The sequence below is a fragment of the Bradyrhizobium sp. 170 genome, assembly GCF_023101085.1.
Lineage (GTDB): Bacteria > Pseudomonadota > Alphaproteobacteria > Rhizobiales > Xanthobacteraceae > Bradyrhizobium.
Window position 1 is genome coordinate 585,907 of record NZ_CP064703.1, and the last position, 21,916, is coordinate 607,822.

General features: G+C 63.5%; 20 protein-coding genes and 1 riboswitch. Of the genes, 15 read left to right on the forward strand and 5 right to left on the reverse strand.

The window, feature by feature from the left end; all coding sequences use genetic code 11:
* From IVB05_RS02725 to phoB, 7 genes are all read left to right on the forward strand, one after another.
* Positions 1–1,302: an ATP-binding protein gene (locus tag IVB05_RS02725; protein ID WP_247782906.1), complete on the forward strand. Its 1,302-nt coding sequence runs from the start codon at positions 1–3 to the stop codon at positions 1,300–1,302.
* 141 nt (positions 1,303–1,443) lie between these two features.
* Positions 1,444–2,454: a phosphate ABC transporter substrate-binding protein PstS gene (gene pstS, locus IVB05_RS02730; RefSeq protein ID WP_247782907.1), complete on the forward strand. Its 1,011-nt coding sequence runs from the start codon at positions 1,444–1,446 to the stop codon at positions 2,452–2,454.
* A 158-nt stretch (positions 2,455–2,612) separates the two neighbouring features.
* Positions 2,613–3,602, forward strand: a complete 990-nt coding sequence (pstC, locus tag IVB05_RS02735) for a phosphate ABC transporter permease subunit PstC (protein WP_247782908.1) — start codon at positions 2,613–2,615, stop codon at positions 3,600–3,602.
* 4 nt (positions 3,603–3,606) lie between these two features.
* Positions 3,607–4,452 carry a phosphate ABC transporter permease PstA gene (gene pstA / locus IVB05_RS02740; RefSeq protein WP_247782909.1) on the forward strand — a complete coding sequence of 282 codons (846 nt, stop codon included), beginning with the start codon at positions 3,607–3,609 and terminating at the stop codon, positions 4,450–4,452.
* A complete protein-coding gene (gene pstB, locus IVB05_RS02745; protein WP_247782910.1) occupies positions 4,449–5,270 on the forward strand; it encodes a phosphate ABC transporter ATP-binding protein PstB in 822 nt (273 codons plus the stop codon). Before pstA ends, pstB begins: the two co-directional genes overlap by 4 nt.
* A gap of 11 nt (positions 5,271–5,281) precedes the next feature.
* A complete protein-coding gene (gene phoU, locus IVB05_RS02750; protein WP_247782911.1) occupies positions 5,282–5,998 on the forward strand; it encodes a phosphate signaling complex protein PhoU in 717 nt (238 codons plus the stop codon).
* A 73-nt stretch (positions 5,999–6,071) separates the two neighbouring features.
* A complete protein-coding gene (gene phoB, locus IVB05_RS02755; protein WP_057853529.1) occupies positions 6,072–6,776 on the forward strand; it encodes a phosphate regulon transcriptional regulator PhoB in 705 nt (234 codons plus the stop codon).
* Positions 6,777–6,979: 203 nt separating this feature from the next.
* Here phoB and IVB05_RS02760 read toward each other — a convergent pair whose 3' ends face one another.
* Positions 6,980–7,489: a GcrA family cell cycle regulator gene (locus IVB05_RS02760; RefSeq protein ID WP_247782912.1), complete on the reverse strand. Its 510-nt coding sequence runs from the start codon at positions 7,487–7,489 to the stop codon at positions 6,980–6,982.
* 517 nt (positions 7,490–8,006) lie between these two features.
* Here IVB05_RS02760 and IVB05_RS02765 point away from each other — a divergent pair.
* The 3 genes from IVB05_RS02765 to IVB05_RS02775 all read left to right on the forward strand — a co-directional run bounded on the left by IVB05_RS02765 (position 8,007) and on the right by IVB05_RS02775 (position 11,337).
* Positions 8,007–9,215: an aspartate aminotransferase family protein gene (locus IVB05_RS02765; protein ID WP_247782913.1), complete on the forward strand. Its 1,209-nt coding sequence runs from the start codon at positions 8,007–8,009 to the stop codon at positions 9,213–9,215.
* Positions 9,215–10,141 (forward strand): ornithine carbamoyltransferase, encoded by a 927-nt coding sequence (argF, locus tag IVB05_RS02770; protein ID WP_247782914.1) that lies wholly within the window; start codon positions 9,215–9,217, stop codon positions 10,139–10,141. The genes IVB05_RS02765 and argF overlap by 1 nt, the downstream gene beginning before the upstream one ends.
* A 194-nt stretch (positions 10,142–10,335) precedes the next feature.
* A complete protein-coding gene (locus IVB05_RS02775) occupies positions 10,336–11,337 on the forward strand; it encodes an Hsp33 family molecular chaperone (protein WP_247782915.1) in 1,002 nt (333 codons plus the stop codon).
* Between the two features lie 329 nt (positions 11,338–11,666).
* On the opposite strand, the gene apaG is transcribed toward IVB05_RS02775, so the two are convergent.
* Positions 11,667–12,059 carry a Co2+/Mg2+ efflux protein ApaG gene (gene apaG, locus IVB05_RS02780; RefSeq protein WP_214490382.1) on the reverse strand — a complete coding sequence of 131 codons (393 nt, stop codon included), beginning with the start codon at positions 12,057–12,059 and terminating at the stop codon, positions 11,667–11,669.
* Positions 12,060–12,292: 233 nt separating this feature from the next.
* Here apaG and IVB05_RS02785 point away from each other — a divergent pair, with 233 nt between their 5' ends.
* Genes IVB05_RS02785 through IVB05_RS02795 form a run of 3 tightly spaced genes read left to right on the forward strand, consistent with a single transcriptional unit; the run spans position 12,293 to position 15,336 of the window.
* Positions 12,293–13,534 (forward strand): OpgC domain-containing protein, encoded by a 1,242-nt coding sequence (locus IVB05_RS02785; RefSeq protein ID WP_247782916.1) that lies wholly within the window; start codon positions 12,293–12,295, stop codon positions 13,532–13,534.
* The gene (locus tag IVB05_RS02790; RefSeq protein ID WP_247782917.1) at positions 13,531–14,292 is read left to right on the forward strand and encodes an SGNH/GDSL hydrolase family protein; all 762 of its coding nucleotides are present in this window, start codon (positions 13,531–13,533) and stop codon (positions 14,290–14,292) included. Before IVB05_RS02785 ends, IVB05_RS02790 begins: the two co-directional genes overlap by 4 nt.
* Before the next feature lie 12 nt (positions 14,293–14,304).
* Complete coding sequence (locus IVB05_RS02795) at positions 14,305–15,336, forward strand: SGNH/GDSL hydrolase family protein (protein ID WP_247782918.1); 1,032 nt, start codon at positions 14,305–14,307, stop codon at positions 15,334–15,336.
* Positions 15,337–15,455: 119 nt separating this feature from the next.
* On the opposite strand, the gene IVB05_RS02800 is transcribed toward IVB05_RS02795, so the two are convergent.
* Positions 15,456–16,649 carry an O-succinylhomoserine sulfhydrylase gene (locus tag IVB05_RS02800; RefSeq protein WP_247782919.1) on the reverse strand — a complete coding sequence of 398 codons (1,194 nt, stop codon included), beginning with the start codon at positions 16,647–16,649 and terminating at the stop codon, positions 15,456–15,458.
* A 72-nt stretch (positions 16,650–16,721) separates the two neighbouring features.
* A riboswitch (SAM riboswitch) is annotated at positions 16,722–16,801 on the reverse strand.
* A gap of 109 nt (positions 16,802–16,910) precedes the next feature.
* Here IVB05_RS02800 and IVB05_RS02805 point away from each other — a divergent pair.
* Positions 16,911–18,017 carry a 2'-deoxycytidine 5'-triphosphate deaminase gene (locus tag IVB05_RS02805; protein ID WP_247782920.1) on the forward strand — a complete coding sequence of 369 codons (1,107 nt, stop codon included), beginning with the start codon at positions 16,911–16,913 and terminating at the stop codon, positions 18,015–18,017.
* A 124-nt stretch (positions 18,018–18,141) separates the two neighbouring features.
* On the opposite strand, the gene IVB05_RS02810 is transcribed toward IVB05_RS02805, so the two are convergent.
* Positions 18,142–19,491: a sorbosone dehydrogenase family protein gene (locus tag IVB05_RS02810; RefSeq protein ID WP_247782921.1), complete on the reverse strand. Its 1,350-nt coding sequence runs from the start codon at positions 19,489–19,491 to the stop codon at positions 18,142–18,144.
* A gap of 241 nt (positions 19,492–19,732) precedes the next feature.
* Here IVB05_RS02810 and IVB05_RS02815 point away from each other — a divergent pair, with 241 nt between their 5' ends.
* Complete coding sequence (locus IVB05_RS02815) at positions 19,733–21,172, forward strand: MATE family efflux transporter (protein WP_247782922.1); 1,440 nt, start codon at positions 19,733–19,735, stop codon at positions 21,170–21,172.
* Positions 21,173–21,387: 215 nt separating this feature from the next.
* Here IVB05_RS02815 and IVB05_RS02820 read toward each other — a convergent pair whose 3' ends face one another.
* Entirely contained in the window at positions 21,388–21,879 is a 492-nt protein-coding gene (locus IVB05_RS02820; RefSeq protein WP_247782923.1) for a hypothetical protein, read from the reverse strand.
* Positions 21,880–21,916: the final 37 nt, after the last annotated feature.

Below are 21,916 nucleotides of genomic sequence, written 5' to 3' on the forward strand. Positions count from 1 at the left end.
ATGGCGATCGACGATTCCAGCACTGCCTCCTTCTTTGCACCGTGGCCGGACCGGTTGCGGCATTCGGCCATCATCCTGCTCGCCGCCGGCCTCGCGCTTTGCGCGCTTGTGGTATTGGCCGATCTCTCGCTGGCGCGCGCGGTGGCTGTTTTCATTTGTATTGCGGCCGCAGCGCTGGTGCCGTGGCGGCTGCACCATGTGGCGGCCTCCCGTGACGACGTCCGCGCCGTCAGCCCGGTCGAGTCTGCAGCCGTCAGCGCCGTCGTTGCCGGCATGCCGGATCCGGCCGTGCTGCTCGACCGCGCCGGCCGCGTCCTGCATCTCAACGCGGCGGCAGCCCAGCTCGCGCCCGCGTTGCGCAAGAACGAACTCGCGCAGTTCGCGCTGCGCTCGCCCGAAATCATCACCGCGTTGCGCGAGGCGATCGCGACCACCGAACCGCGCCGGGCGACCTATCTGGACCAGGTGCCGGTCGACCGCTGGATGGAACTGATCATCACGCCGGTGCCGGTGCCGACGCTGTTCGGCGGCACCGAGAAATGCATGCTGATGACCTTCCACGACCTGACGCCGCTGCGGCGGGTCGAGGAAATGCGCGCCGATTTCGTCGCCAATGCCAGCCATGAACTGCGGACGCCGCTGGCGGCGTTGTCCGGCTTCATCGATACGCTGCAGGGGCCTGCCAAGGAGGACGCCAAGGCGCGCGAGCGCTTCCTGTCGATCATGCATACGCAGGCGACGCGAATGGCGCGGCTGATCGATGATCTCCTGTCGCTCTCACGGGTCGAATTGTCGGCCCATGTCCGGCCCGACGCTTGCGTCGATATCGTGCCGATCATTCGCCAGGTCGCCGACGGGCTGGAGCCGCTGGCCGGGGAGCGCCAGGTTGCGATCGAGATCGACCTGCCGGAAGCGCCGGTGACGATCGCGGGCGATCGCGAGGAACTGCTGCGGCTGTTCGAAAACCTGATCGAGAACGCGCTCAAATATGGCGCGTCAGGCGGGCGGGTGGTCGTCTCCCTGACCCAGGCCACCTCGGGCGAGGGTGCGCCGGAAGTCCGTATCATGGTCCGGGATTTCGGCCCCGGCATCGCGCCGGAACACTTGCCGCGGCTGACCGAACGCTTCTACCGGGTCGACGTCGGCGACAGCCGCGCGCAGGGCGGAACCGGGCTCGGTTTATCCTTGGTGAAACATATTCTTAACCGCCATCGCGGCCGGCTTTTGATCGAAAGCGTGCCGAAAAACGGCGCGGTCTTTACCGCCTGTTTTCCCCAGACCAAGACCCCGTCAGCGCAATAAATCCAAGCGATTTCAATTGCTTGATTGTGTCATCCAGCTGTCATCGAACCTTCGTAAAAGCTCTATCGACCGCTCCTAGATGAGCGGTACGTGAGCGCGATCGGGCGCAACAGGCGCTTCGCTCACCAGATGGAGACCACCATGAATTTCCTCAGGACAATCGTCGCTGCCGGCCTGGTCGCCGCGTCGACGTCGGCCTTCGCTGCCGATATCACCGGCGCGGGCGCCACCTTCCCCTTCCCGATCTATTCGAAATGGGCTGACGCCTACAAGAAGGAGACCGGCAACGGTCTGAACTACCAGTCGATCGGCTCCGGCGCCGGCATCAAGCAGATCCAGGCCAAGACCGTGACCTTCGGCGCCACCGACGCGCCGCTCAAGCATGAGACGCTCGAGAAGGACGGCCTGGTGCAGTGGCCGATGGTGATGGGCGCGATCGTGCCGGTCGTGAACCTCGAAGGCATCAAGCCGGGCGAACTGGTGCTGTCGGGCGAAGTGCTCGGCGACATCTATCTCGGCAAGATCAAGAAGTGGGACGATGCCGCGATCGCAAAGCTCAATCCGAAGCTGAAGCTGCCGGGCGACGCCATCACCGTGGTGCGCCGCTCCGACGGTTCGGGCACCACGTTCAACTTCACCGATTACCTCTCGAAGTCGAGCGCCGACTGGAAAGCCAAGGTCGGCACCGGCACCGCGGTCGAATGGCCGACCGGCGTCGGCGCCAAGGGCAATGAAGGCGTCGCCGGCAATGTCGGCCAGACCAAGAACGCGATCGGCTACGTCGAGTATGCCTACGCCAAGCAGAACAAGCTGACCCATGCGGCGATGATCAACAAGGCCGGCAAGACGGTGCAGCCGACCATTGAATCCTTCCAGGCAGCGGCGTCGAACGCCGACTGGGCCAAGGCGCCCGGCTACTACGTGATCCTCACCGACCAGCCCGGCGAAGCCTCCTGGCCGATCACGGCGGCGACCTTCATCCTGATGCACAAGGCTGCGACCGACAAGGCGGCGTCCCAGGAAGCCATCAAGTTCTTCAAATGGTCGTTCGAGAAGGGCGGCAAGATGGCCGAAGAACTCGACTACATCCCGATGCCGGAATCGGTCGTCAAGTTGATCGAAAAGACCTGGTCGGCCGAGATCAAGAGCTGATCGGGCCTGCGCCTCGCTACACGATCGCTCAACCCGGGATGTCCGGGTTGAGCACCCCTCTCGGGACAGGAGAGGCAAGAACAATGCGCGAGCCGAAAAAGCCGTGCACCGAAGTCCGGGTCATTGGGCTATAAGTACAGGGGATTGGCGTGGCAGAAATGGCGGTTGAAAGCGACGTAATGGATGCTGCCGGACCTTACGATCGCGCGAGGGCTCTCAGCGCGTTCAAGCTCGGCGACGTCACTTTCTACTGGATCACGCGCGCCTGCGCGATCTCGGTTCTGCTTATCCTCGGCGGCATCATCATTTCGCTGATCGTCGGCGCCTGGCCCGCCATCCGTGAATATGGCGCGGCCTTCCTGTGGACGCAGCGCTGGGCGCCGTCGGCCGATCCGCCGGTGCTGGGCGCGCTCGGCCCGATCTATGGTACGCTGATCACCTCCGTGATCGCGATGATGATCGCCATTCCCGTCGGCCTCGGCATCGCGATTTTCCTCACCGAGATCTGTCCGATCTGGCTGCGTCGTCCGATCGGCCTTGCAGTCGAACTGCTCGCCGGCATTCCCTCGATCATCTACGGCATGTGGGGCTTCTTCGTGCTGGGCCCGTTCCTGGCCAACACGTTCCAGCCCTTCATGATCAGCGTGTTCGACGGCGTCCCCGTGCTGGGCACGATCTTCGCAGGTCCCCCGTCCTATCTCAGCCTGTTCAACGCCGCGCTGATCCTGGCGATCATGGTGCTGCCCTTCATCACCTCGATCTCGGTCGATGTCTTCAAGACGGTGCCGCCGGTATTGAAAGAGGCCGCCTATGGCGTCGGCTGCACCACCTGGGAAGTCGTCCGCAACGTCGTCATTCCCTACACAAGGGTCGGCGTGATCGGCGGCATCATGCTGGCGCTCGGCCGCGCGCTCGGCGAGACCATGGCGGTCACCTTCATCATCGGCAATTCGTTCAAGATCCAGTCCTCGATCTTCGCGCCGGGAACCACGATCTCAGCAGCCATCGCTTCCGAATTCGCCGAGAGCGACGGCTTGCATCAATCCGGCCTGATCCTGCTTGGCCTCTTGCTGTTCGTTCTGACGTTCTTCGTTCTTGCTGCCGCAAGGCTGATGCTGATGCGGCTGGAAAAGAAGGCGGGGAACTGAGATCATGAATTCGATTTACGCATCCCGCCGCCGCAACAATATCATTATCAAGTTCCTGTGCCTGGGCGCCGCGCTGTTCGGCGTGACCTGGCTCGCCTTGATCCTGTTCACGCTGTTCTACAACGGCCTGTCCGGCATCAACCTCGCCGTCTTCACCCAGGATACGCCGCCGCCGGGTTCGACCGACGGCGGCCTGCGGAACGCCATCATCGGCTCGATCATGATGACCGTGATCGGGGTCGGCATCGGCGCGCCGCTCGGCCTGTTCGCCGGCACATATCTCGCCGAATACGGCAAGCACGACAGGCTCACCTCGGTGATCCGCTTCATCAACGATATTCTTCTCAGCGCGCCATCGATCATTATCGGCCTGTTCATCTACGGCGCCATCGTGGTGCCGATGGGCGGCTTCTCGGCCTTCGCCGGCTGTCTGGCTCTCGCTGTGATCGTGATCCCGGTGGTGGTCCGCACCACCGAGGACATGCTCGGGCTGGTGCCCAATCCGCTGCGCGAGGCGGCGTCCGCGCTCGGCCTGCCGCGCTCGCTGGTGATCCGGCGGATCGCCTATCGCGCGGCCCGGTCGGGCCTGATCACCGGCGTCCTGCTGGCGACCGCCCGCGTCGCCGGCGAGACCGCGCCGCTGCTGTTCACCGCGCTGTCGAACCAGTTCTTCAGCCTCGATATGACCAAGACGATGGCGAACCTGCCGGTCACCATCAACAACTTCGTCCAGAGCCCCTATGTCTACTGGAAGCAGCTCGCCTGGAGCGGGGCGCTCTTGATCACGCTCACCGTACTTGCCCTGAATATTGGCGCGCGCATTCTTGGCGCCGAGAGGACATCCAAATGACCGATCTCTCCGTATCCGTGAGTACCGCGAGCGGGCCCGTTCCGCAGGTGGCGCTGCCCGAGGCCGCGCCCAAGGTGACCGCGCGCGGCCTGAATTTTTACTATGGCGAGCATCACGCGCTGAAGAACATCAACCTGACGCTCGGCACAAACCGCGTCACCGCCTTCATCGGCCCGTCCGGCTGCGGCAAGTCCACGCTGCTGCGGATCTTCAACCGGATGTACGACCTCTATCCCGGCCAACGCGCGACCGGCCAGTTGATGCTCGACCAGACCAACGTCCTTGATTCCAAGCTCGATCTGAACCTGCTGCGCGCCCGCGTCGGCATGGTGTTCCAGAAGCCGACGCCGTTCCCGATGACGATCTACGAAAACATCGCCTTCGGCATCCGCCTCTATGAGAAGATCTCCAAGTCGGAGATGGACGGCCGGGTCGAAAAGGCGCTGCGTGGCGGTGCGCTGTGGAACGAGGTCAAGGACAAGCTCAATGCAAGCGGCCTGTCGCTGTCCGGCGGCCAGCAGCAGCGGCTCTGCATCGCCCGCACCGTGGCGGTGCGGCCCGAGGTGATCCTGTTCGACGAACCCTGTTCGGCCCTTGACCCGATCTCGACCGCCAAGATCGAGGAACTGATCCAGGAACTGGCGGAAGATTACACCATCGCCATCGTCACCCATAACATGCAGCAGGCGGCCCGCGTTTCGGACAAGACCGCCTTCATGTATCTCGGCGAGTTGATCGAGTTCGACGACACCAACAAGATTTTCACCTCGCCGAGCGATCGACGTACCCAGGACTACATCACCGGCCGGTTCGGTTGAGGAGATAAAACATGGCATCCGAACACACCGCCAAGGCATTTGACACCGATCTCCAGGAACTGACCCGTCTCGTCGCCGAGATGGGCGGCCTGGCTGAGCGCATGATCACCGAATCCGTCGATGCGCTTGTCCGCCGCGACGTCGCCCTCGGCAAGCGCGTCGTCGATTCAGACGTCGAAATCGACCGCCTGCAACATTTGATCGAGGAACGCGCGGTGCTGACCATCGCGCGGCGCCAGCCGATGGCGATCGATCTGCGCGAGATCGTCGGCGCCATGCGGGTCGCTACCGATCTGGAGCGGATCGGCGACCTCGCCAAGAACATGGGCAAGCGCGTCGCGGCGCTGGAGAACGATTTCCAGCCGCTGAAGCTGATGCGCGGCCTCGAACACATGACCGATCTCGTGCAGTCGCAGGTCAAGTCGGTGCTGGACGCCTATGCGGCGCACGATCTGCCGGCGGCGATGGCGGTGTGGAAGGGCGACGAGGAAGTCGACGCCATCTGCACCTCGCTGTTCCGCGAGCTCCTGACCTACATGATGGAAGATCCGCGCAACATCTCGTTCTGCATCCATTTGATGTTCTGCGCCAAGAACATCGAGCGGATCGGCGACCACGCCACCAATATCGCCGAGACCGTGTTCTACATGATCGAGGGACAGCAGATGCTCGACAAGCGCCCGAAAGGCGACATGACGACGTTTGCTACCGCCGTACCCAACACTTGATAAAGCGTTTTCAAGCGAAGTGGAGACCGGTTCGCGTGAAGAAAACGCGTCAAACAGAAGAGGCGAAAGCAGAATGAGCGCGCGCATTATGGTGGTCGAGGACGAGGAAGCGCTGACCACGCTGCTGCGCTACAACCTCGACGCCGAAGGCTATGACGTCGAAACCGTTGCCCGCGGCGACGATGCGGATACGCGGCTGAAGGAGCGTGTGCCCGATCTCGTCGTGCTCGACTGGATGTTGCCGGGACTGTCCGGCATCGAGCTCTGCCGCCGCCTGCGCGCCCGGCCGGAGACCAAGCAGTTGCCGATCATCATGCTCACCGCACGCGGCGAGGAGAGCGAGCGGGTGCGAGGCCTTGCGACCGGCGCCGACGATTACATCGTAAAACCGTTCTCGGTGCCGGAACTGCTGGCGCGGGTGAAGGGGTTGTTACGGCGCGCAAGCCCCGAGCGGCTCGCCACCGTGCTCACCTATGGCGACATCGAACTCGATCGCGAGAAGCGCCGCGTCGCGCGCTCGGGCCGCCAGATCGATCTTGGCCCGACCGAGTATCGCTTGCTGGAATTTTTCCTGGAGCATCCCGGCCGCGTCTTCAGCCGCGAGCAATTGCTCGACAGCGTCTGGGGCCGCGACATCTATATCGACGAGCGCACCGTCGACGTGCATATCGGCCGCCTGCGCAAACTGCTCAATCCCGGCCGCGAGCAGGACCCGATCCGCACCGTGCGCGGCGCGGGATACGCGCTGGATGACCGGTTTGCGAAGGTGGAGCCGTAGCGCTCCACCGCGTCACCCATACTCCATCGTCGTCCCCGCCTAGTGCGCAATTGCGCACGGGGCGCGGGGACCCATAACCACAAATCTCGATTGTTGTAATACGCTGGTGCTCCAGCGTGACATAACCACGAACGCCTGCGGTTATGGGTCCCTGCGTTCGCAGGGACGACGGCGGATATTTCCCGCGTAACTTACGATCGCCCTTACCGCGTCGGCTTCGGCGCCTGCCTCCGCCGGTCGGCGGCCGGTTGATACGCCACGCGCGAGTGATGCGCGCAATAGGGCAGGCCCGAAAGCGCCTTGCCGCCGCAGAAGAAGAATTCCGGGCTCGAGGGATCGCCGACCGGCCAGTGGCAGGTGGCCTCGTTCAGTTCGAGCAGCGACAGCCGCTGGCTCATCGGCACCACGTTGTCGAAGGCGATCGGATCCGGCTCCATCTCGACCTCGAAGGCGTGCGCGAGCGCGGTGTTGCCGCGCGAGACCGGGCGCGACACCCGCATCATCTGCTGGGCCGGGCGCGCCTTGCGCTGCCGCGGGGCGGCCGAGGAGGGGCTCTTGGCGCGGCCGGACAGGCCCAGCCGGTGCACTTTGCCGATCACGGCGTTTCGCGTCACATTTCCGAGTTCCGCGGCGATCTGGCTGGCCGATAATCCGGCTTCCCAGAGCTTCTTCAGCTGCTCGACGCGATCGTCGGACCAGGTCAATACCGTCATCGCATTCTTCCCTTCGCATCGCGCCGGCCAATCAGGGCAGCGCTGGCGACGTCATTCGTCTCAAAAAATCCCTGCGGTCAGAATCCCTTAGCCCTCGCCGGGCGCGAAAACCGCGCCCGAACGTCTACGCCTGCACAAATGGACTCTAGGGATCAGAACTGCCGCACGAGATGTCGTACCCGACAGCCCAAACGCTACAATATGGCGTGACTCGGGCGCAAGAGTCCGGGCCCGCGCGTCCACATGTTCCGATATCTAGGCATTGCACTGCGTGTTTTCCACCACACCGCAATCTTACGGATTTTCTTATCTTGCAGTGCAGGAAAGGCGGCTTCGTGGCGTGTTGACAGCGCCCCCCGCCCACATAGAATACCTCTCACGTGCCGCCCTTAAGAGGCGGCACGTTTCGTTTTCGCAAGACCGGCCGTTGCCGCGTTCGCGCCAATGCACGCGTGTGCTCCGCGGCAGGTCTTGAAAGCGGGTCTCAAACCTTCAGTGCAAACCTTTTGTGATCGCCATGACCAATAGCGCCACGTCGCATCTGCTTCCCGTCTTTGCCAGGGTCGATCTCGGCTTCGAGCGCGGCGAGGGCTGTTGGCTGACCGCCACCAATGGCGATCGCTATCTCGACTTCACCTCGGGGGTTGCGGTGAACGCGCTGGGTCACTGCCATCCGCATCTGATTGCGGCGCTGCAGGAACAGTCGACCAAGCTGTGGCACATGTCGAACCTGTTCAAGAGCCCGGACGGCGAGAAGCTCGCCGCGCGGCTCTGCGAGCAGAGCTTTGCCGACCTCGTGTTCTTCTGCAATTCCGGCGCCGAGGCGATGGAAGGCGTGATCAAGGTCGTGCGCCGCTATCAATTCTCCAAGGGGCATCCCGAACGCTATCGGCTCGTCACCTTCGAGGGCGCGTTCCATGGCCGCACTTTGGGCACGCTCGCCGCGACCGGCTCCGCCAAATATCTCGAAGGCTTTGGGCCGCCGATGGAGGGCTTCGACCAGGTACCGCACGGCGATCTCGACGCAGTGAAGAAAGCGATCGGGCCGCACACCGCGGGCATCCTGATCGAGCCGGTGCAGGGCGAGGGCGGCGTGCGCTCCGCACCGCAGTCATTCTTCAAGGCGCTGCGTCAGCTCTGCGACGAGAAGGGCCTGCTGCTGGCGTTCGACGAGGTGCAGACCGGCATGGGCCGCACCGGCGATCTGTTCGCCTACAAGCGCGTTGGCGCGACGCCGGATGTGATGTCGCTGGCCAAGGCACTCGGCGGCGGTTTTCCGATCGGCGCGGTGCTGGCCACCGCGGAAGCCGCAAGCGGCATGACGCCGGGCTCGCACGGCTCGACCTTCGGCGGCAATCCGCTGGCGATCGCTTCCGCCAACGCCGTGCTCGACGTGATGCTCAAACCCGGCTTCTTCGACCATGTGCAGAAGATGTCGCTTTTGCTCAAACAGAAACTGGCCTCCGTGGTCGATCGTTATCCCACCGTGCTCTCGGAAGTGCGCGGCGAGGGACTCCTGGTCGGCGTCAAGGCCGTGGTGCCGTCGGGCGATCTCGTCAATGCGTTGCGCGACCAGAAATTGCTCACCGTCGGCGCCGGCGACAATGTGGTGCGGTTCCTGGCGCCGTTGATCGTGACCGAGGCCGAGATCGACGAGTCCATTCAGATGCTCGAGCGCGCCTGCATCGCGCTGTCGGGCACTCAGTTGAAGAAGGCGGCGGGATGATGAGCAAATCCGTCCGTCACTTTCTCGATATCAACGAATTGCCGCCGAAGGAGTTGCGCAACATGCTGGCGCTGAGCGCCGACATGAAGGCGAAACTCAAGGCGCATGAAAAAGCCAAGAAGCCGCTCGAAGGCAAGACGTTGGCAATGATCTTCGAACGTCCGTCGACCCGCACGCGGGTGTCGTTCGATGTCGGCATGCGCCAGCTCGGCGGCGAGTCCATCATGCTGACGGGTGCAGAGATGCAGCTCGGTCGCGGCGAGACCATCGCCGACACCGCGCGCGTGCTGTCGCGCTATGTCGATGCGATCATGATCCGCATCCTCAACCACGACGCGCTGCTGGAACTGGCCGCGCACGCCACCGTGCCCGTGATCAACGGGCTGACGCGGCGCTCGCATCCCTGCCAGGTGATGGCCGACCTGATGACCTTCGAGGAGCATCGCGGGCCGATCGAGGGCAAGACCGTGGCCTGGACCGGCGACGACAACAACGTGCTGGCCTCATGGGCGCATGCGGCGGAGCGTTTCAAGTTCCAGCTCAATGTCGCGACCCCGCCGCAGCTTGCGCCGAACAAAGCGATGAAGGACTGGATCAAGGCAACGCAAGCCCCGATCGTGCTCGGCAACGATCCCGAGGCCGCCGTCCGCGACGCCGATTGCGTCGTCACCGATACGTGGGTGTCGATGGGCGACAAGGACGGCGAACATCGCCACAACGTGCTCAAGCCCTATCAGGTCAATGAGAAGCTGATGTCGCTGGCCAAGAGTGATGCGATCTTCATGCATTGCCTGCCCGCGCATCGCGGCGAGGAGGTCACCGACGAGGTGATCGACGGTCCGCAATCGGTGGTGTTCGACGAGGCGGAAAATCGCCTGCATGCGCAGAAAGGCATTCTCGCCTGGTGTTTTAACGAAGTGGCGTAGCCCTTGACGTCGTCCCTGCGAACGCAGGGACCCATACCGCGTGATCTCTCGATCATCGCGATATGGTAGACATCATCTGTAGTAACAAAAGCCGGTGGCTATGGGTCCCTTCGTGCGCAGGGACGACTCGTGGAGATATTTCACGCCTCTCAACCCCCTTTCACTTTGGCCCAACCGACCCCAGATAAAGCGCCATGGATTCACAATCAGACATCAAAATCACGACCGAGGCGCCCGTTCGCGCGCCCTCGTCCGTTCCCGTCGATGACGCCGTGCTGCCGTTCGAGGTCGCAGAACTCGACCTGCGGGGACGGCTGACCCGGCTCGGCCCCGCGCTCGATGATATCCTGACCAAGCACGATTATCCGACGCCGGTTGGCAAACTGCTCGGCGAAGCGATCGTGCTGGCGACGCTGCTTGGCTCGGCGCTGAAATTCGACGGCCGCTTCATCCTGCAGACGCAGACCGACGGCCCGGTGTCGTTCCTGATCGTGGATTTCCAGTCGCCGGATCGCCTGCGCGCCTATGCGCGCTACGACGCGAAGCGGCTGAAGGACGGCCAGGATACAGGCGCGCTGCTGGGCAAGGGTCATCTCGCCATGACTGTCGATCAGGGGCAGGACATGAGCCGCTACCAGGGCCTGGTAGCGCTCGACGGCGGCAGCCTCGAAGACGCCGCGCATGAATATTTCCTGCGCTCCGAGCAGATCCCGACCCGCGTGCGGCTCGCGGTCGGCGAGGAATGGCGCGGCGGCGACGGCGGAAAACACCGCTGGCGCGCCGGCGGCATGCTGCTGCAGTTCTTGCCGAAAGCGCCCGAGCGGGCGCGGCAGGCCGACCTGCATCCCGGCGATGCGCCGGATGGCGCGGCGACGCATTCCGTTGCCGAAGATGACGCCTGGGTCGAGGGCCAGTCGCTGATCGGCACCGTCGAGGATGTCGAGCTGATCGATCCCGATCTGTCGGGCGAGCGCTTGCTGTATCGCCTCTTTCACGAACGCGGCGTGCGCGTGTTCACGCCGCTGCCGTTGCGCGCGCAATGCTCGTGCTCGCGCGAAGCGGTGTCGGCGATGCTGAAAAGCTTCGCGCTGAAAGACCGTGCCGAGATGGTCAAGGACGACAAGGTGGTGGTGACTTGTGAGTTCTGCTCCTCGGTCTACCAGTTCACCCCGCATGAAGCGGGCGTGGAAGAGTAGCTGCTTCGTAGGGTGGGCAAAGCGCAGCGTGCCCGCCATCTATCCGCGACACCACCCTTGAATGGTGGGCACGCTGCGCTTTGCCCACCCTACGGATTATCCCCGTCATTGCGAGCGAAGCGAAGCAATCCATCTCTCCGCTTGCCGCGCCATGGATTGCTTCGCTCCGCTCGCAATGACGGGAGGGAACGGTGCCCCCGAGGAATCCGTAGCCCGGATGGAGCGCAGCGCAATCCGGGATTCTCACAGCTGGCTAAACCTGTCCCGGATTGCGCTGCGCTCCATCCGGGCTACGAAGGAAGACGCTACGAAGGGAGGTCGCGATGTCCCTAATTCAACACCCGCCTGCTGTCAGGGCTATCGAGCGAGAACGTCGGCACGTCGATCTCAAACCGTTCGCCGCTTTCGCTGACCATCTGGTAGCGCCCGGTCATGAAGCCCGACGCGGTCGGCAGCGGCACGCCGCTCGTGTATTCGAAGCGCTCGCCCGGCGCCAGAACAGGCTGCTCGCCGACCACGCCTTCGCCGCGGACTTCCTGCTTGCGGCCGGTGGCGTCGGTGATGATCCAGTGCCGGGTACGGAGCTGCACGGTCTCGGCGCCGGTGTTGGTGATGACGATGGTGTAGGACCAGAAATACTGGCCCTTGTCGACCGAGGAGCGCCCGGGGAGGAAGTTCGGTTCGACGGTGACTTCGATCTGACGGGTGACGGCGCGGTACATGCGGGCAAGCTTCCGGAAATCCTGTTCGGCATCATAGCCAAGAATGCCGGGGGAACAATCTCCGGTCCGCCGGGTTTGCCGGTTGTTTGATCGCGGTTTCAACATAGTTCCATTCTAGAGCGCACCCGCGCGTGGTCCGGCCCCGTATCTGCTGGCGTATCTTGTGTGCAAGTTGCGGGCCGATATTATCTTTCCCGGACAGTGCACGCCTAAAGCTCAACTCACGGTGCCAGATGTCGTCCATTGCCGATCAAGTTGCCGGAACGCCCCTCAGCGATAGCAAGGCCGCGGTGCTTTCTGCGCCGGCGATTGCGCTGCCGGTGGCCGGCGAGCGCGAATTGCGGCTCGACCTGTTTCGCGGGATGGCGCTGTGGCTGATCTTCATCGACCATCTGCCGACCAACATCCTGACCTGGTTCACGATCCGCAATTACGGATTTTCCGACGCCACCGAAATCTTCATCTTCATCTCCGGATACACCGCCGCCTTCGTCTACGGCCGCGCGATGCTGGAGGCCGGCTTCGTGGTGGCGACCGCGCGGATCATGCGCCGGGTCTGGCAGATCTACGTCGCGCATGTGTTCCTGTTCACGATCTTCCTCGCCGAAATTTCCTACGTCGCCACCCGTTTCGAGAACCCGCTCTACAGCGAGGAAATGGGCATCATGGATTTTCTCAAGCAGCCTGATGTCACCATCGTCCAGGCGCTGCTCCTGAGATTCCGGCCTGTCAACATGGATGTGCTGCCGCTCTACATCGTGCTGATGCTGTTTCTGCCCGTCATCCTGTGGCTGATGAAGTGGCGGGCCGACATCGCGCTGGGGCTGTCAGTGCTGCTGTACGCACTGACCTGGCACTTCGACTGGTATCTGACGGCCTATCCGAGCGGCTTCTGGATCTTCAATCCGTTCTGCTGGCAGTTGCTGTTCGTCTTCGGCGCCTGGTGCGCGCTGGGCGGCGCGGCGCGGATGTCCCGCATCCTGACGTCGCCGGTGACGATGTGGATCTGCATTGCCTATCTGACGTTTGCCTTCTTCGTCACGTTGACCTGGCACATACCGCAGCTCAGCTTTCTGATGCCGAAGCGGCTCGAACAGTGGATGTATCCGATCACCAAGACGGATCTGGACGTGCTGCGCTTTGCCCATTTCCTGGCGCTGGCGGCGCTCACCGTGCGCTTCCTGCGCAAGGATTGGTCGGGGCTCAAATCGCCCTGGCTGCGACCATTGATCCTGTGCGGCCAGCATTCGCTTGAGATATTCTGCCTCGGCGTCTTCCTGGCCTTTGCCGGGCACTTCGTGCTGGCCGAAGTTGGCGGGGGTGCTTTCGCGCACGCCCTGGTGAGCCTTGCCGGAATCCTCTTCATGTGGGGCGTGGCGTGGGTTATTTCGTGGTACAAGCATTCGGCCGACAAAGGAGCGTCGAAAACGAAAATCGCGGGTGGCAACTCCGACATGGCGGGAGGAAGCGCATGAGGCCCGGTTCTGGAGCTGTGCTGATCCTGACGCTGTTTGCCGGTCTTGCAGCCGCTGGTTTTGCGCGCGCCCAGGATGCTGCCCCGCAGACCTGCGAAGTTCCGGGCTATCTCCTCTCCACCGAGAGCACGCTTCCGAAGGTGGCCGAGGCCGTCAAGAACGCCCGGCCACTGACCGTCCTGGTGGTGGGGAGCCGCTCCTCGACCATCCTTTCCTCCGAAGCCAGCGCCTATCCCGCCAAGCTGCAGGCGGCCCTGAAGGAGAAGCTGCCCTCGATCCCGATCAACCTCTCCGTAGAACTACAGACCGGGAAGACGGCCGAGGAGGTCGACGCCAGCCTCGTTAAGCTGGTGGAAGCAAAAAGGCCTACTTTGGTCATCTGGCAGACGGGAACCGTCGATGCTATGCGATCCGTCGATCCCGACGATTTTCGCGGTGCCATCGACGAGGGAGTTGCTGCACTGCAAAATGCAGGAGCCGATGTGGTTCTGGTCAATCTGCAATACAGCCCGCGCACGGAAACGATGATTTCCGCGCCGCCATACCTAGATAATATGCGCGTGGTGGCGCAGCAGCATAATGTTCCGCTGTTCGACCGGTTTGCCATCATGCGTCACTGGAACGATGCCGGAGATTTCGACCTGTTCAGTACTTTTCATGGCACCGACATGGCCAAACGGGTTCATGGCTGCCTAGGCCGCGCGCTGTCGAAATTTGTGCTCGATGCGGCCCGCCTCGATCAGGCGCAGCAGAATTAGGGACCAGCGTTAATGAGTCGTCACTACCCTTTTTGTTTGTCGATATTGCTGACTGTCTTCGCCGCGGGCCTGGCGCTATTGATGCCTGCCTCGGTGTCGCCGCTGCGTGCCCAGACGGCCCCGCAACAGACCGCCCAGCAGGCGGCGCTGTCCGACAACGCCAAGACTGAAAACAAGACTGAAAACAAGCCCTCCGCTGAAAGCGCGCCGCCGCAGGCCGCGCCGGCGGCTGCCGCCAATCCGGCCGCGCAGAAGGGCATCACCGGCAAGGCGATCGACAAGGTGAAGGAGGTCGCGAAATCGACCGGCGACATCTTCAGCCGTGTTCCTTGCTTGCCGCCAAAGGGTGCTTCCAAATCGATGGGATCGCTGCCGCGCGTCGCGAGCAAGCTCGTCGCGGGTCAGCCGGTGGTGATAGTCGCGTTCGGATCGTCATCGACCGCCGGCTTCGGCGCGACCTCGCCGGAATTCAACTATCCCAACCGGCTCGCCGCGCAATTGCGCCGGCAATATCCGACGGCCGACATCTCCGTCGTCAATGCCGGCAAGGGCGGCGAGGACGCGCCGGAAATGATGAAGCGGCTGCAGACCTCCGTCATCGACATGCATCCGGACCTGGTGATCTGGCAAGTCGGCACCAACGCCGTGCTGCGCAACCTAGATCCGGGTGAGACTGCAAAACTCGTCGAGGAAGGCATCGCGCGCATTCAGGCTGTTGGCGCCGACATCGTGCTGATCGATCCGCAATATTCGCCGCGGGTCAACGAGCACGCCGAAAGCGCCGGCAAGATGATGACGCTGCTGAACAAGACCGCCGAGCTTCGCAAGGTCGGCTTATTTCCGCGCTTCGCGGTCATGAAGGACTGGCACGAAAAGCAGGCGATCCCGATCGAGAACTTCGTGATCGCTGACGGCCTGCACATGAGCGACTGGGGCTACGCCTGCTTCGCGCAACTGCTCGGCGACGACATCATCAGGTCGGTCGGCCAGATCAAGCTCGGCGTCAACGTGCCGTCGGACGTGCGGGCGTATAGGCCGATGTGAGGTGAGATTCGTAGGGTGGGCAAAGGCGCGTCAGCGCCGTGCCCACCATTCTATCAGGATGCACGCGGCACGATGGTGGGCACGCTTCGCTTTGCCCACCCTACGCATTTGCAGCTACCTCACGCCTTCTCCAGCGCAGCCGTAAAATCCTCGATCAGATCATCGGCATGCTCGAGCCCGGCGGAGAAGCGGATGAAGCCTTCGCTGATGCCGAGTTCGGCGCGCGCCTCCGGCGTCAGGCGTTGATGCGTCGTCGTCGCAGGATGCGTGACGAGGCTCTTGGCGTCGCCGAGATTGTTCGAGATGCGCGCGATCCGCATCGCGTTGAGGCAGCGGAATGCGGCCGGCTTGCCGCCCTTGACCTCGAAGCCGACCAGCGTCGAGCCGGCGCGCATCTGCTTCTTCACCAGCTCGGCTTGCGGGTGATCGGCGCGGCCGGGATAGATCAGCCGCGAGATCTTCGGATGCGACGCGAGCACGTCGGCGACCTTGCCCGCCGTTTCGGTCTGCGCGCGCACGCGCACGCCGAGCGTCTCCAGGCCCTTGAGCAGGGCCCAGGCGTTGAACGGCGAGAGCGATGGCCCGGTCTGGCGCATGAAGTTATGGATGTGCTCGGCGATGAAAGCTTCCGACGACAGGATGATGCCGCCCAGGCAGCGGCCCTGGCCGTCGATATGCTTGGTTGCGGAGTAGACCACGACGTCGGCGCCAAGCGAAAGCGGGCTCTGCCAGATCGGCGTGGCGAAGACGTTGTCGACGATCAACCGTGCGCCGCCACTGTGCGCGATCTCGGCAATCGCCGGGATGTCGAGCACGTCGAGCGTCGGATTGGTCGGGCTCTCCAGGAAGAAGGACTTGGTGTTCGGCCGCAATGCGCGCTGCCACTGGTCGAGATCAAGACCGTCGACCAGCGTCGTCTCGATGCCGTAGCGCGGCAACAGATCCTGCACCACGTAAAGGCACGAGCCGAACAGGGCTTTCGAGGCGACGACATGGTCGCCGGCCCGGAGCGGCGCGAGGATCGCGGTCGTCACCGCGGCCATGCCGGTCGCGGTCGAGCGCGCGGCTTCCGCGCCCTCGAGCTCGATCATGCGGCGCTCGAACATATCAATCGTCGGATTGGAATAGCGCGAATAGATGAAGCCGGGCTCCTGGCCCTTGAACCGGGCCTCGCACTGCTCCGCGCTGTCGTAGACGTAGCCCTGGGTGAGGAACAGCGCCTCCGACGTCTCGCCGAATTGCGAGCGCAGCGTGCCGCCATGGACAAGGCGGGTTTCGGGGCGATAACGCTTGGTAGAACGAGTCTCAGACATGTGACCTCCGCCGTGACCATCTTGGAAAATGGTCACAAAAAACCGGCCTGGAAAAATTTCCACAGGCCGGGATCACACGTGTCCCCGGCCTGTTTAGCGACTTATTTAACGTGGCTGCAAGCCGGCCGGCTCAAATCACCACGGGATAAGTCATGCTGATATTACCTCGCGCCCTTCCCGTCAAGGCGGCCATCGGATAACCCCTAAAAGCCCATATTTAAGAGGTTTGGATGACATTTGGGCCGTATTGAGGATCGCGCCGTGCCGTTCACGCTCCCGCCCGACGCCAACGGAATTCTGCCCGACCGCATGATCGCGGCGATGGCGGATGCGGGCCTGATCCTGCCGGAATATCCCTTTGTCGAAAGCCAGATCCAGCCGGCGAGCCTCGACTTGCGGCTGGGCGATATCGCCTACCGGGTGCGCGCGAGTTTTCTGCCCGGTCCCGGCTCAACTGTCGCCGAGCGCATCGACGAGTTGAAGCTGCACGAAATCGACCTCTCCGACGGCGCGGTGCTGGAGACCAACTGCGTCTACATCGTGCCGCTGCTGGAGAGCCTGGCGCTGCCGCCGTCGATCGTAGCGGCCGCCAATCCAAAGAGCTCGACCGGGCGGCTCGACGTCTTCACCCGTGTGATCGCCGACGGCACGCGACGGTTCGACATGATCGGCGCCGGCTATCACGGCCCGCTCTATGCCGAGATCAGCCCGAAGACGTTTCCGGTGCTGCTGCGCGAGGGCTCTCGGCTCTCTCAAGTGCGCTTCCGCACCGGCGACGCCATCCTCAACGCCGACGAACTCGACGCACTGCATGGCGCGGAGCGGCTGGTCGATATCGACGACGCAGATTTGGCCAATGGCGTGGCGCTATCAGTCGATCTCTCCGGCGAAAATACATCAGGCTTCGTCGGCTACCGCGCCAAGCGCCACACCGGCGTGGTCGATATCGACCGCCGCAGCGGCTATGCCGTCGACGAATTCTGGGAGCCGATCCCGGCCCGCCCGGACGGCAGCCTGATCCTCGATCCCGGCGAGTTCTATATCCTGGCATCGAAGGAAGCCGTGCAGGTGCCGCCGGATTACGCCGCGGAAATGGTGCCGTTCGATCCGCTGGTCGGCGAATTCCGGGTGCATTACGCGGGATTCTTCGATCCCGGCTTCGGCTATGCCGGCGCCGGCGGGCAGGGCGCGCGCGCGGTGCTCGAAGTGCGCTCGCGCGAGGTGCCGTTCATTCTCGAGCACGGCCAGATCGTCGGCCGTCTGGTCTACGAGAAAATGCTGTCGCGCCCCGACGCCATGTACGGCCAGCGCATCGGCTCGAACTACCAGGCGCAGGGGTTGAAGCTCTCCAAGCATTTCCGGGTCTAGCGTCGACAATTGCGAGCGAAGCGAAGCAATCCATATCTCCGCTTGCCGAGAGATGGATTGCTTCGTCGCTACGCTCTTGCGCAAACGCTTCGCGTTTGTCGCAGGCAATGACGGTAGTTGCCAGTCACCGCGATGCCGATTTCGCCGCCGGCGTCACGCGCCAGATCGTGTTGCCGACGTCGTCGGCGACCAAGAGCGCGCCCTGTTTGTCGAGCCGCACGCCGACGGGGCGGCCCTGCGCCTCGCCCTTGTCGTTGAGGAAACCGGTCAGCACGTCCTGCGGCGCGCCCGAGGGCTTGCCGTCCTTGAAGGGAACGAAGATCACCTTGTAGCCAGCGCGCGGTTTGCGATTCCACGAGCCGTGCTGGCCTATGAACGCGCCACCTGCCATTTCCTGCGGAAACAGATTGCCGGTGTTGAACGCCAGCCCGAGCGAGGCGGTATGCGCGCCGAGCGCATAATCCGGGGCCATCGCCTTCTGCACCAGGTCGGGCCGTCGCGGCTCGACGCGCGTGTCGACGCGGTCTCCGAAATAGCTATATGGCCAGCCGTAGAACGCGCCATCCTTCACCGACGTCATGTAGTCGGGCACAAGATCATTGCCGAGTTCGTCGCGCTCGTTGACGACGACCCAGAGCTCGCCGGTTTTCGGATTCCATGCCGGGCCGTTCGGATTGCGCAGGCCCGAGGCGAACACGCGCCATTGGCCGCTGGCACGGTCGACTTCCAGAACCGCCGCGCGGTCCTTCTCGGCGTCGATGCCGTTCTCGCCAATATTGCTGTTGGAGCCGACCGTCGCATACAGCTTCGTGCCGTCCGGGCTGGCGGCGAGATCCTTGGTCCAATGGTGATTGATCGGGCCCGCAGGCAAGTCCGCCAGCTTGACGCCGGGTGCGCTGATTTTGGTGTCTCCGGTCGAGTAAGGAAATTTCACGATCGCGTCAGCATTGGCGACGTAGAAATCTTCGCCGACCAGCGCCATACCGAATGGCGAGTTCAGGTTGCTGATGAAGGTGCTTCTCGTCTCGGCAACGCCATCGCCATCGGCGTCACGCAACAGCGTGATGCGATTGGCGCTCGGAACTCCTGCACCCGCCCGGTTCTGCGCCAACCCGTAGATGAAGCTCTTGATGCTGAAGCCACGGTCCGGCTTCGGCGGTGCGTTGCTCTCGGCGACCAGCACGTCGCCGTTCGGCAGCACATAGACCGTGCGCGGATGGTCGAGCCCGGTCGCGAAAGCACTGACCGTCATGCCATTGGCGGCGGTCGGCTTGGCGCCATCGGGCCAACGGTTGACCGAGGCGATATCGACCGTCGGGATCCACGAATGTTCCGGCGGCGGCAGGGTTGGCGAAGGACCATACGTCTGCGCCACGGTCGCGGTGTCAGTCGCGGTATCCTTGGGATCGTTGCAGGCGGCCAGCGGCAGCGCCAGCGCGCCAACGCTCAGGGCCAGGAGGAGGTGCTTGCGCATGACGGGTTTCCCTAAGGGAGTCGCCTTACCAATGCGATGCGGGCCTAAACGTTCGTGGGGGCGGCATGAATTCCCCGTGAAATGGCGGCTTGGGCGCGCCTCGCGCTCAAGTGGAGGGCAAAGCACGCCCCTGCAGCACAATCCCGCAGGCCCCCATTGCGCCCGGCGCACGTGGAATCATCCCCCGCCGTGCTAGGAAAACAGCGCGCCGTGGAACCAAATCCGCGCGCGGGGAGCAGAAATGTCCGATATCGGCGTTGCCGAAATTCCCGTCGACGAGAAGGAGCGCCCGCTTCCGCCGCCGGAAGCGCCGGTGAAGAATGCGCTGATCGACGGCCCGATCCTGCGCACGCTCTTGTGGCTGGCCTGGCCGAACGTGATCGCGCTGACCGCCGGCACCTGTGTCGTAATCGCCGAGACCTCCTATATCGGCCGGCTGGGCGTGGAATCGCTGGCCGCGATGGCGCTGGTGTTTCCAATCGTGATCCTGACCATGACCATGTCGGGCGGCGCCATGGGCGGTGGCGTGGCCTCGGCGATTGCGCGTGCGCTTGGCGCCGGCGATATCGAACGCGCTTCGACATTGGCCGCGCATGCGCTCCTGATCGGCCTCTGCTTTGGCCTGACCTTCATGCTGGGCATGCTGATCTTCGGCCCCGCGCTGCTCGAACTGCTCGGCGGCCGCGGCAATGTGCTGACGCAGGCGGTTGCCTATACGCAAATTTTCTTCGGCGGCGCCGTGGTGCCGTGGCTGATGAATACGATGTCCGGCATTTTGCGCGGCACCGGCAACATGAAGCTGCCGTCGTTAATGATGCTCTCGTCGGCCGTCTGCCAGATCATTCTCGGCGGCACGCTAGGCTTGGGCCTCGGCCCGATCCCGCAATTCGGCATGCGCGGCGTCGCGGCGGGCTCACTGATCGCCTACCTGATCAGCATCTCCGTGATGTCCTGGTATCTGTTTTCCGGCCGCGCGCGCGTTATTCCGAAAATCCGCGGCCTTCGCATTCGCATGCCGATGTTCATCGACATCCTGAAGGTCGGCGCCATCTCCTGCTTCTCGCCGCTGCAGTCGGTGCTGACCATCAGCATCTTCACCCACATGCTGGCGAGTTTCGGCACCGAAATCCTCGCCGGTTACGGCATCGGCGCGCGGCTCGAATTCATGCTGACGTCGATCTCATTTGCGGTTGGCATCGCCTCGGTGCCGATGGTCGGCATGGCGGTCGGTGCGCAGCGCATCGCGCGGGCCCGCAGAATCTGCTGGATCGCGGGGGTCGTCGCATTCGTCTCGGTCGGTGCGGTTGCGAGTGTCATTGCTGTATTCCCCGACATCTGGGTCAATCTCTTCACCGACGATGCGAGCGTGCGCGCCGCCAGCCGGCAGTATTTGTCCACGGCGGCGCCGATGTATGCTTTCATCGGCCTTGCCACGACGTGCTATTTTTCATCGCAAGGCGCGGCTAAAATGATCGGTCCGGTGCTGGCGCAGACCGCGCGGTTGCTGTTTATCGGCACCGGCGGCTGGTGGCTGTCCACGCACAATGCGACCGCACAGGACTTCTTCAAGCTGGCGGCGGCCTCGATGGTGTTGCTCGGTGTGCTGTCGTGCGTCAGCGTGATGCTGACCCGTTGGGGGCCGAAGCAGCCTGTGCCCGTGGTGAAGCCGGCGCTGTCTTGATCGTCATTGCGAGCCAACGGGTCACGCGAATGCGCGCCCGGCGACGAGCGCAATGCGCTCGCACAGTGATGACAGGCTCCGCGATGCAATCCATCTCACCGCTTGCTGAGGCATGGATTGCTTCCGCCTTCGCTCTTCGAGCTACGGCGGACAAGTCGTCGCTTCGCTACCTTGCGCAAACGCTTCGCGTTTGTCGCAGGCAATGACGGAAATGATTATCGCCGCGTGCGTCGCCGGCCGTGACGGCCGCCGCTGACATTGGCCATGCGCATCAGTTGCGGAACCATGCTCATCAGCTCGCCGCCGCCACCGCCGCCGAGCATGCCCATGAAGTCGCCGCCGCCAAGGCCGCCGATGTTCATGCCACCGGTGCTCACGCCGTAACCCTCGGGCACATAGCCGCCGCTATAACCGCCGCCGATGCCGGTTGGAATTCCGCCGCCCATCATGCCGCCAAGACCGTTAAGACCACTACCGCCGCCGCCTTCCATCATGCGGCTCATCATCGGGCCCATGGTCTGCATCATCATGGCGAAGCGGCGCTTGCCCATCTTCGCCTTCATCATTTCAAGCATCGGCGCCATCTGCGTCATCATGTCTTGGCCGCCGCCCCCACCGCCGAACTGCGCCTTTGCCGGCATCGCGGTCAGGGTGAACAGCAAAAGCAGCGTGGCTGCGTGGCAGACAACCTTGTCAGCTCCAGTCATGGTTCGACTCCTCATGCGCGGGCGGCCGCGGGCGCGG

What these genes read in the sequence shown, in the direction of transcription:
- IVB05_RS02775 (WP_247782915.1), top strand. Translation starts at nt 10,336, where the DNA reads ATGGATTCACAATCAGACATCAAAATCACGACCGAGGCGCCCGTTCGC.
- pstC (WP_247782908.1), top strand. Translation starts at nt 2,613, where the DNA reads ATGGCGGTTGAAAGCGACGTAATGGATGCTGCCGGACCTTACGATCGC.
- phoB (WP_057853529.1), top strand. Translation starts at nt 6,072, where the DNA reads ATGAGCGCGCGCATTATGGTGGTCGAGGACGAGGAAGCGCTGACCACG.
- IVB05_RS02815 (WP_247782922.1), top strand. Translation starts at nt 19,733, where the DNA reads ATGTCCGATATCGGCGTTGCCGAAATTCCCGTCGACGAGAAGGAGCGC.
- IVB05_RS02725 (WP_247782906.1), top strand. Translation starts at nt 1, where the DNA reads ATGGCGATCGACGATTCCAGCACTGCCTCCTTCTTTGCACCGTGGCCG.
- IVB05_RS02795 (WP_247782918.1), top strand. Translation starts at nt 14,305, where the DNA reads ATGAGTCGTCACTACCCTTTTTGTTTGTCGATATTGCTGACTGTCTTC.
- IVB05_RS02810 (WP_247782921.1), bottom strand. Translation starts at nt 19,491, where the DNA reads ATGCGCAAGCACCTCCTCCTGGCCCTGAGCGTTGGCGCGCTGGCGCTG.
- IVB05_RS02785 (WP_247782916.1), top strand. Translation starts at nt 12,293, where the DNA reads ATGTCGTCCATTGCCGATCAAGTTGCCGGAACGCCCCTCAGCGATAGC.
- argF (WP_247782914.1), top strand. Translation starts at nt 9,215, where the DNA reads ATGAGCAAATCCGTCCGTCACTTTCTCGATATCAACGAATTGCCGCCG.
- pstA (WP_247782909.1), top strand. Translation starts at nt 3,607, where the DNA reads ATGAATTCGATTTACGCATCCCGCCGCCGCAACAATATCATTATCAAG.
- pstS (WP_247782907.1), top strand. Translation starts at nt 1,444, where the DNA reads ATGAATTTCCTCAGGACAATCGTCGCTGCCGGCCTGGTCGCCGCGTCG.
- IVB05_RS02790 (WP_247782917.1), top strand. Translation starts at nt 13,531, where the DNA reads ATGAGGCCCGGTTCTGGAGCTGTGCTGATCCTGACGCTGTTTGCCGGT.
- phoU (WP_247782911.1), top strand. Translation starts at nt 5,282, where the DNA reads ATGGCATCCGAACACACCGCCAAGGCATTTGACACCGATCTCCAGGAA.
- IVB05_RS02820 (WP_247782923.1), bottom strand. Translation starts at nt 21,879, where the DNA reads ATGACTGGAGCTGACAAGGTTGTCTGCCACGCAGCCACGCTGCTTTTG.
- apaG (WP_214490382.1), bottom strand. Translation starts at nt 12,059, where the DNA reads ATGTACCGCGCCGTCACCCGTCAGATCGAAGTCACCGTCGAACCGAAC.
- IVB05_RS02765 (WP_247782913.1), top strand. Translation starts at nt 8,007, where the DNA reads ATGACCAATAGCGCCACGTCGCATCTGCTTCCCGTCTTTGCCAGGGTC.
- IVB05_RS02800 (WP_247782919.1), bottom strand. Translation starts at nt 16,649, where the DNA reads ATGTCTGAGACTCGTTCTACCAAGCGTTATCGCCCCGAAACCCGCCTT.
- IVB05_RS02760 (WP_247782912.1), bottom strand. Translation starts at nt 7,489, where the DNA reads ATGACGGTATTGACCTGGTCCGACGATCGCGTCGAGCAGCTGAAGAAG.
- pstB (WP_247782910.1), top strand. Translation starts at nt 4,449, where the DNA reads ATGACCGATCTCTCCGTATCCGTGAGTACCGCGAGCGGGCCCGTTCCG.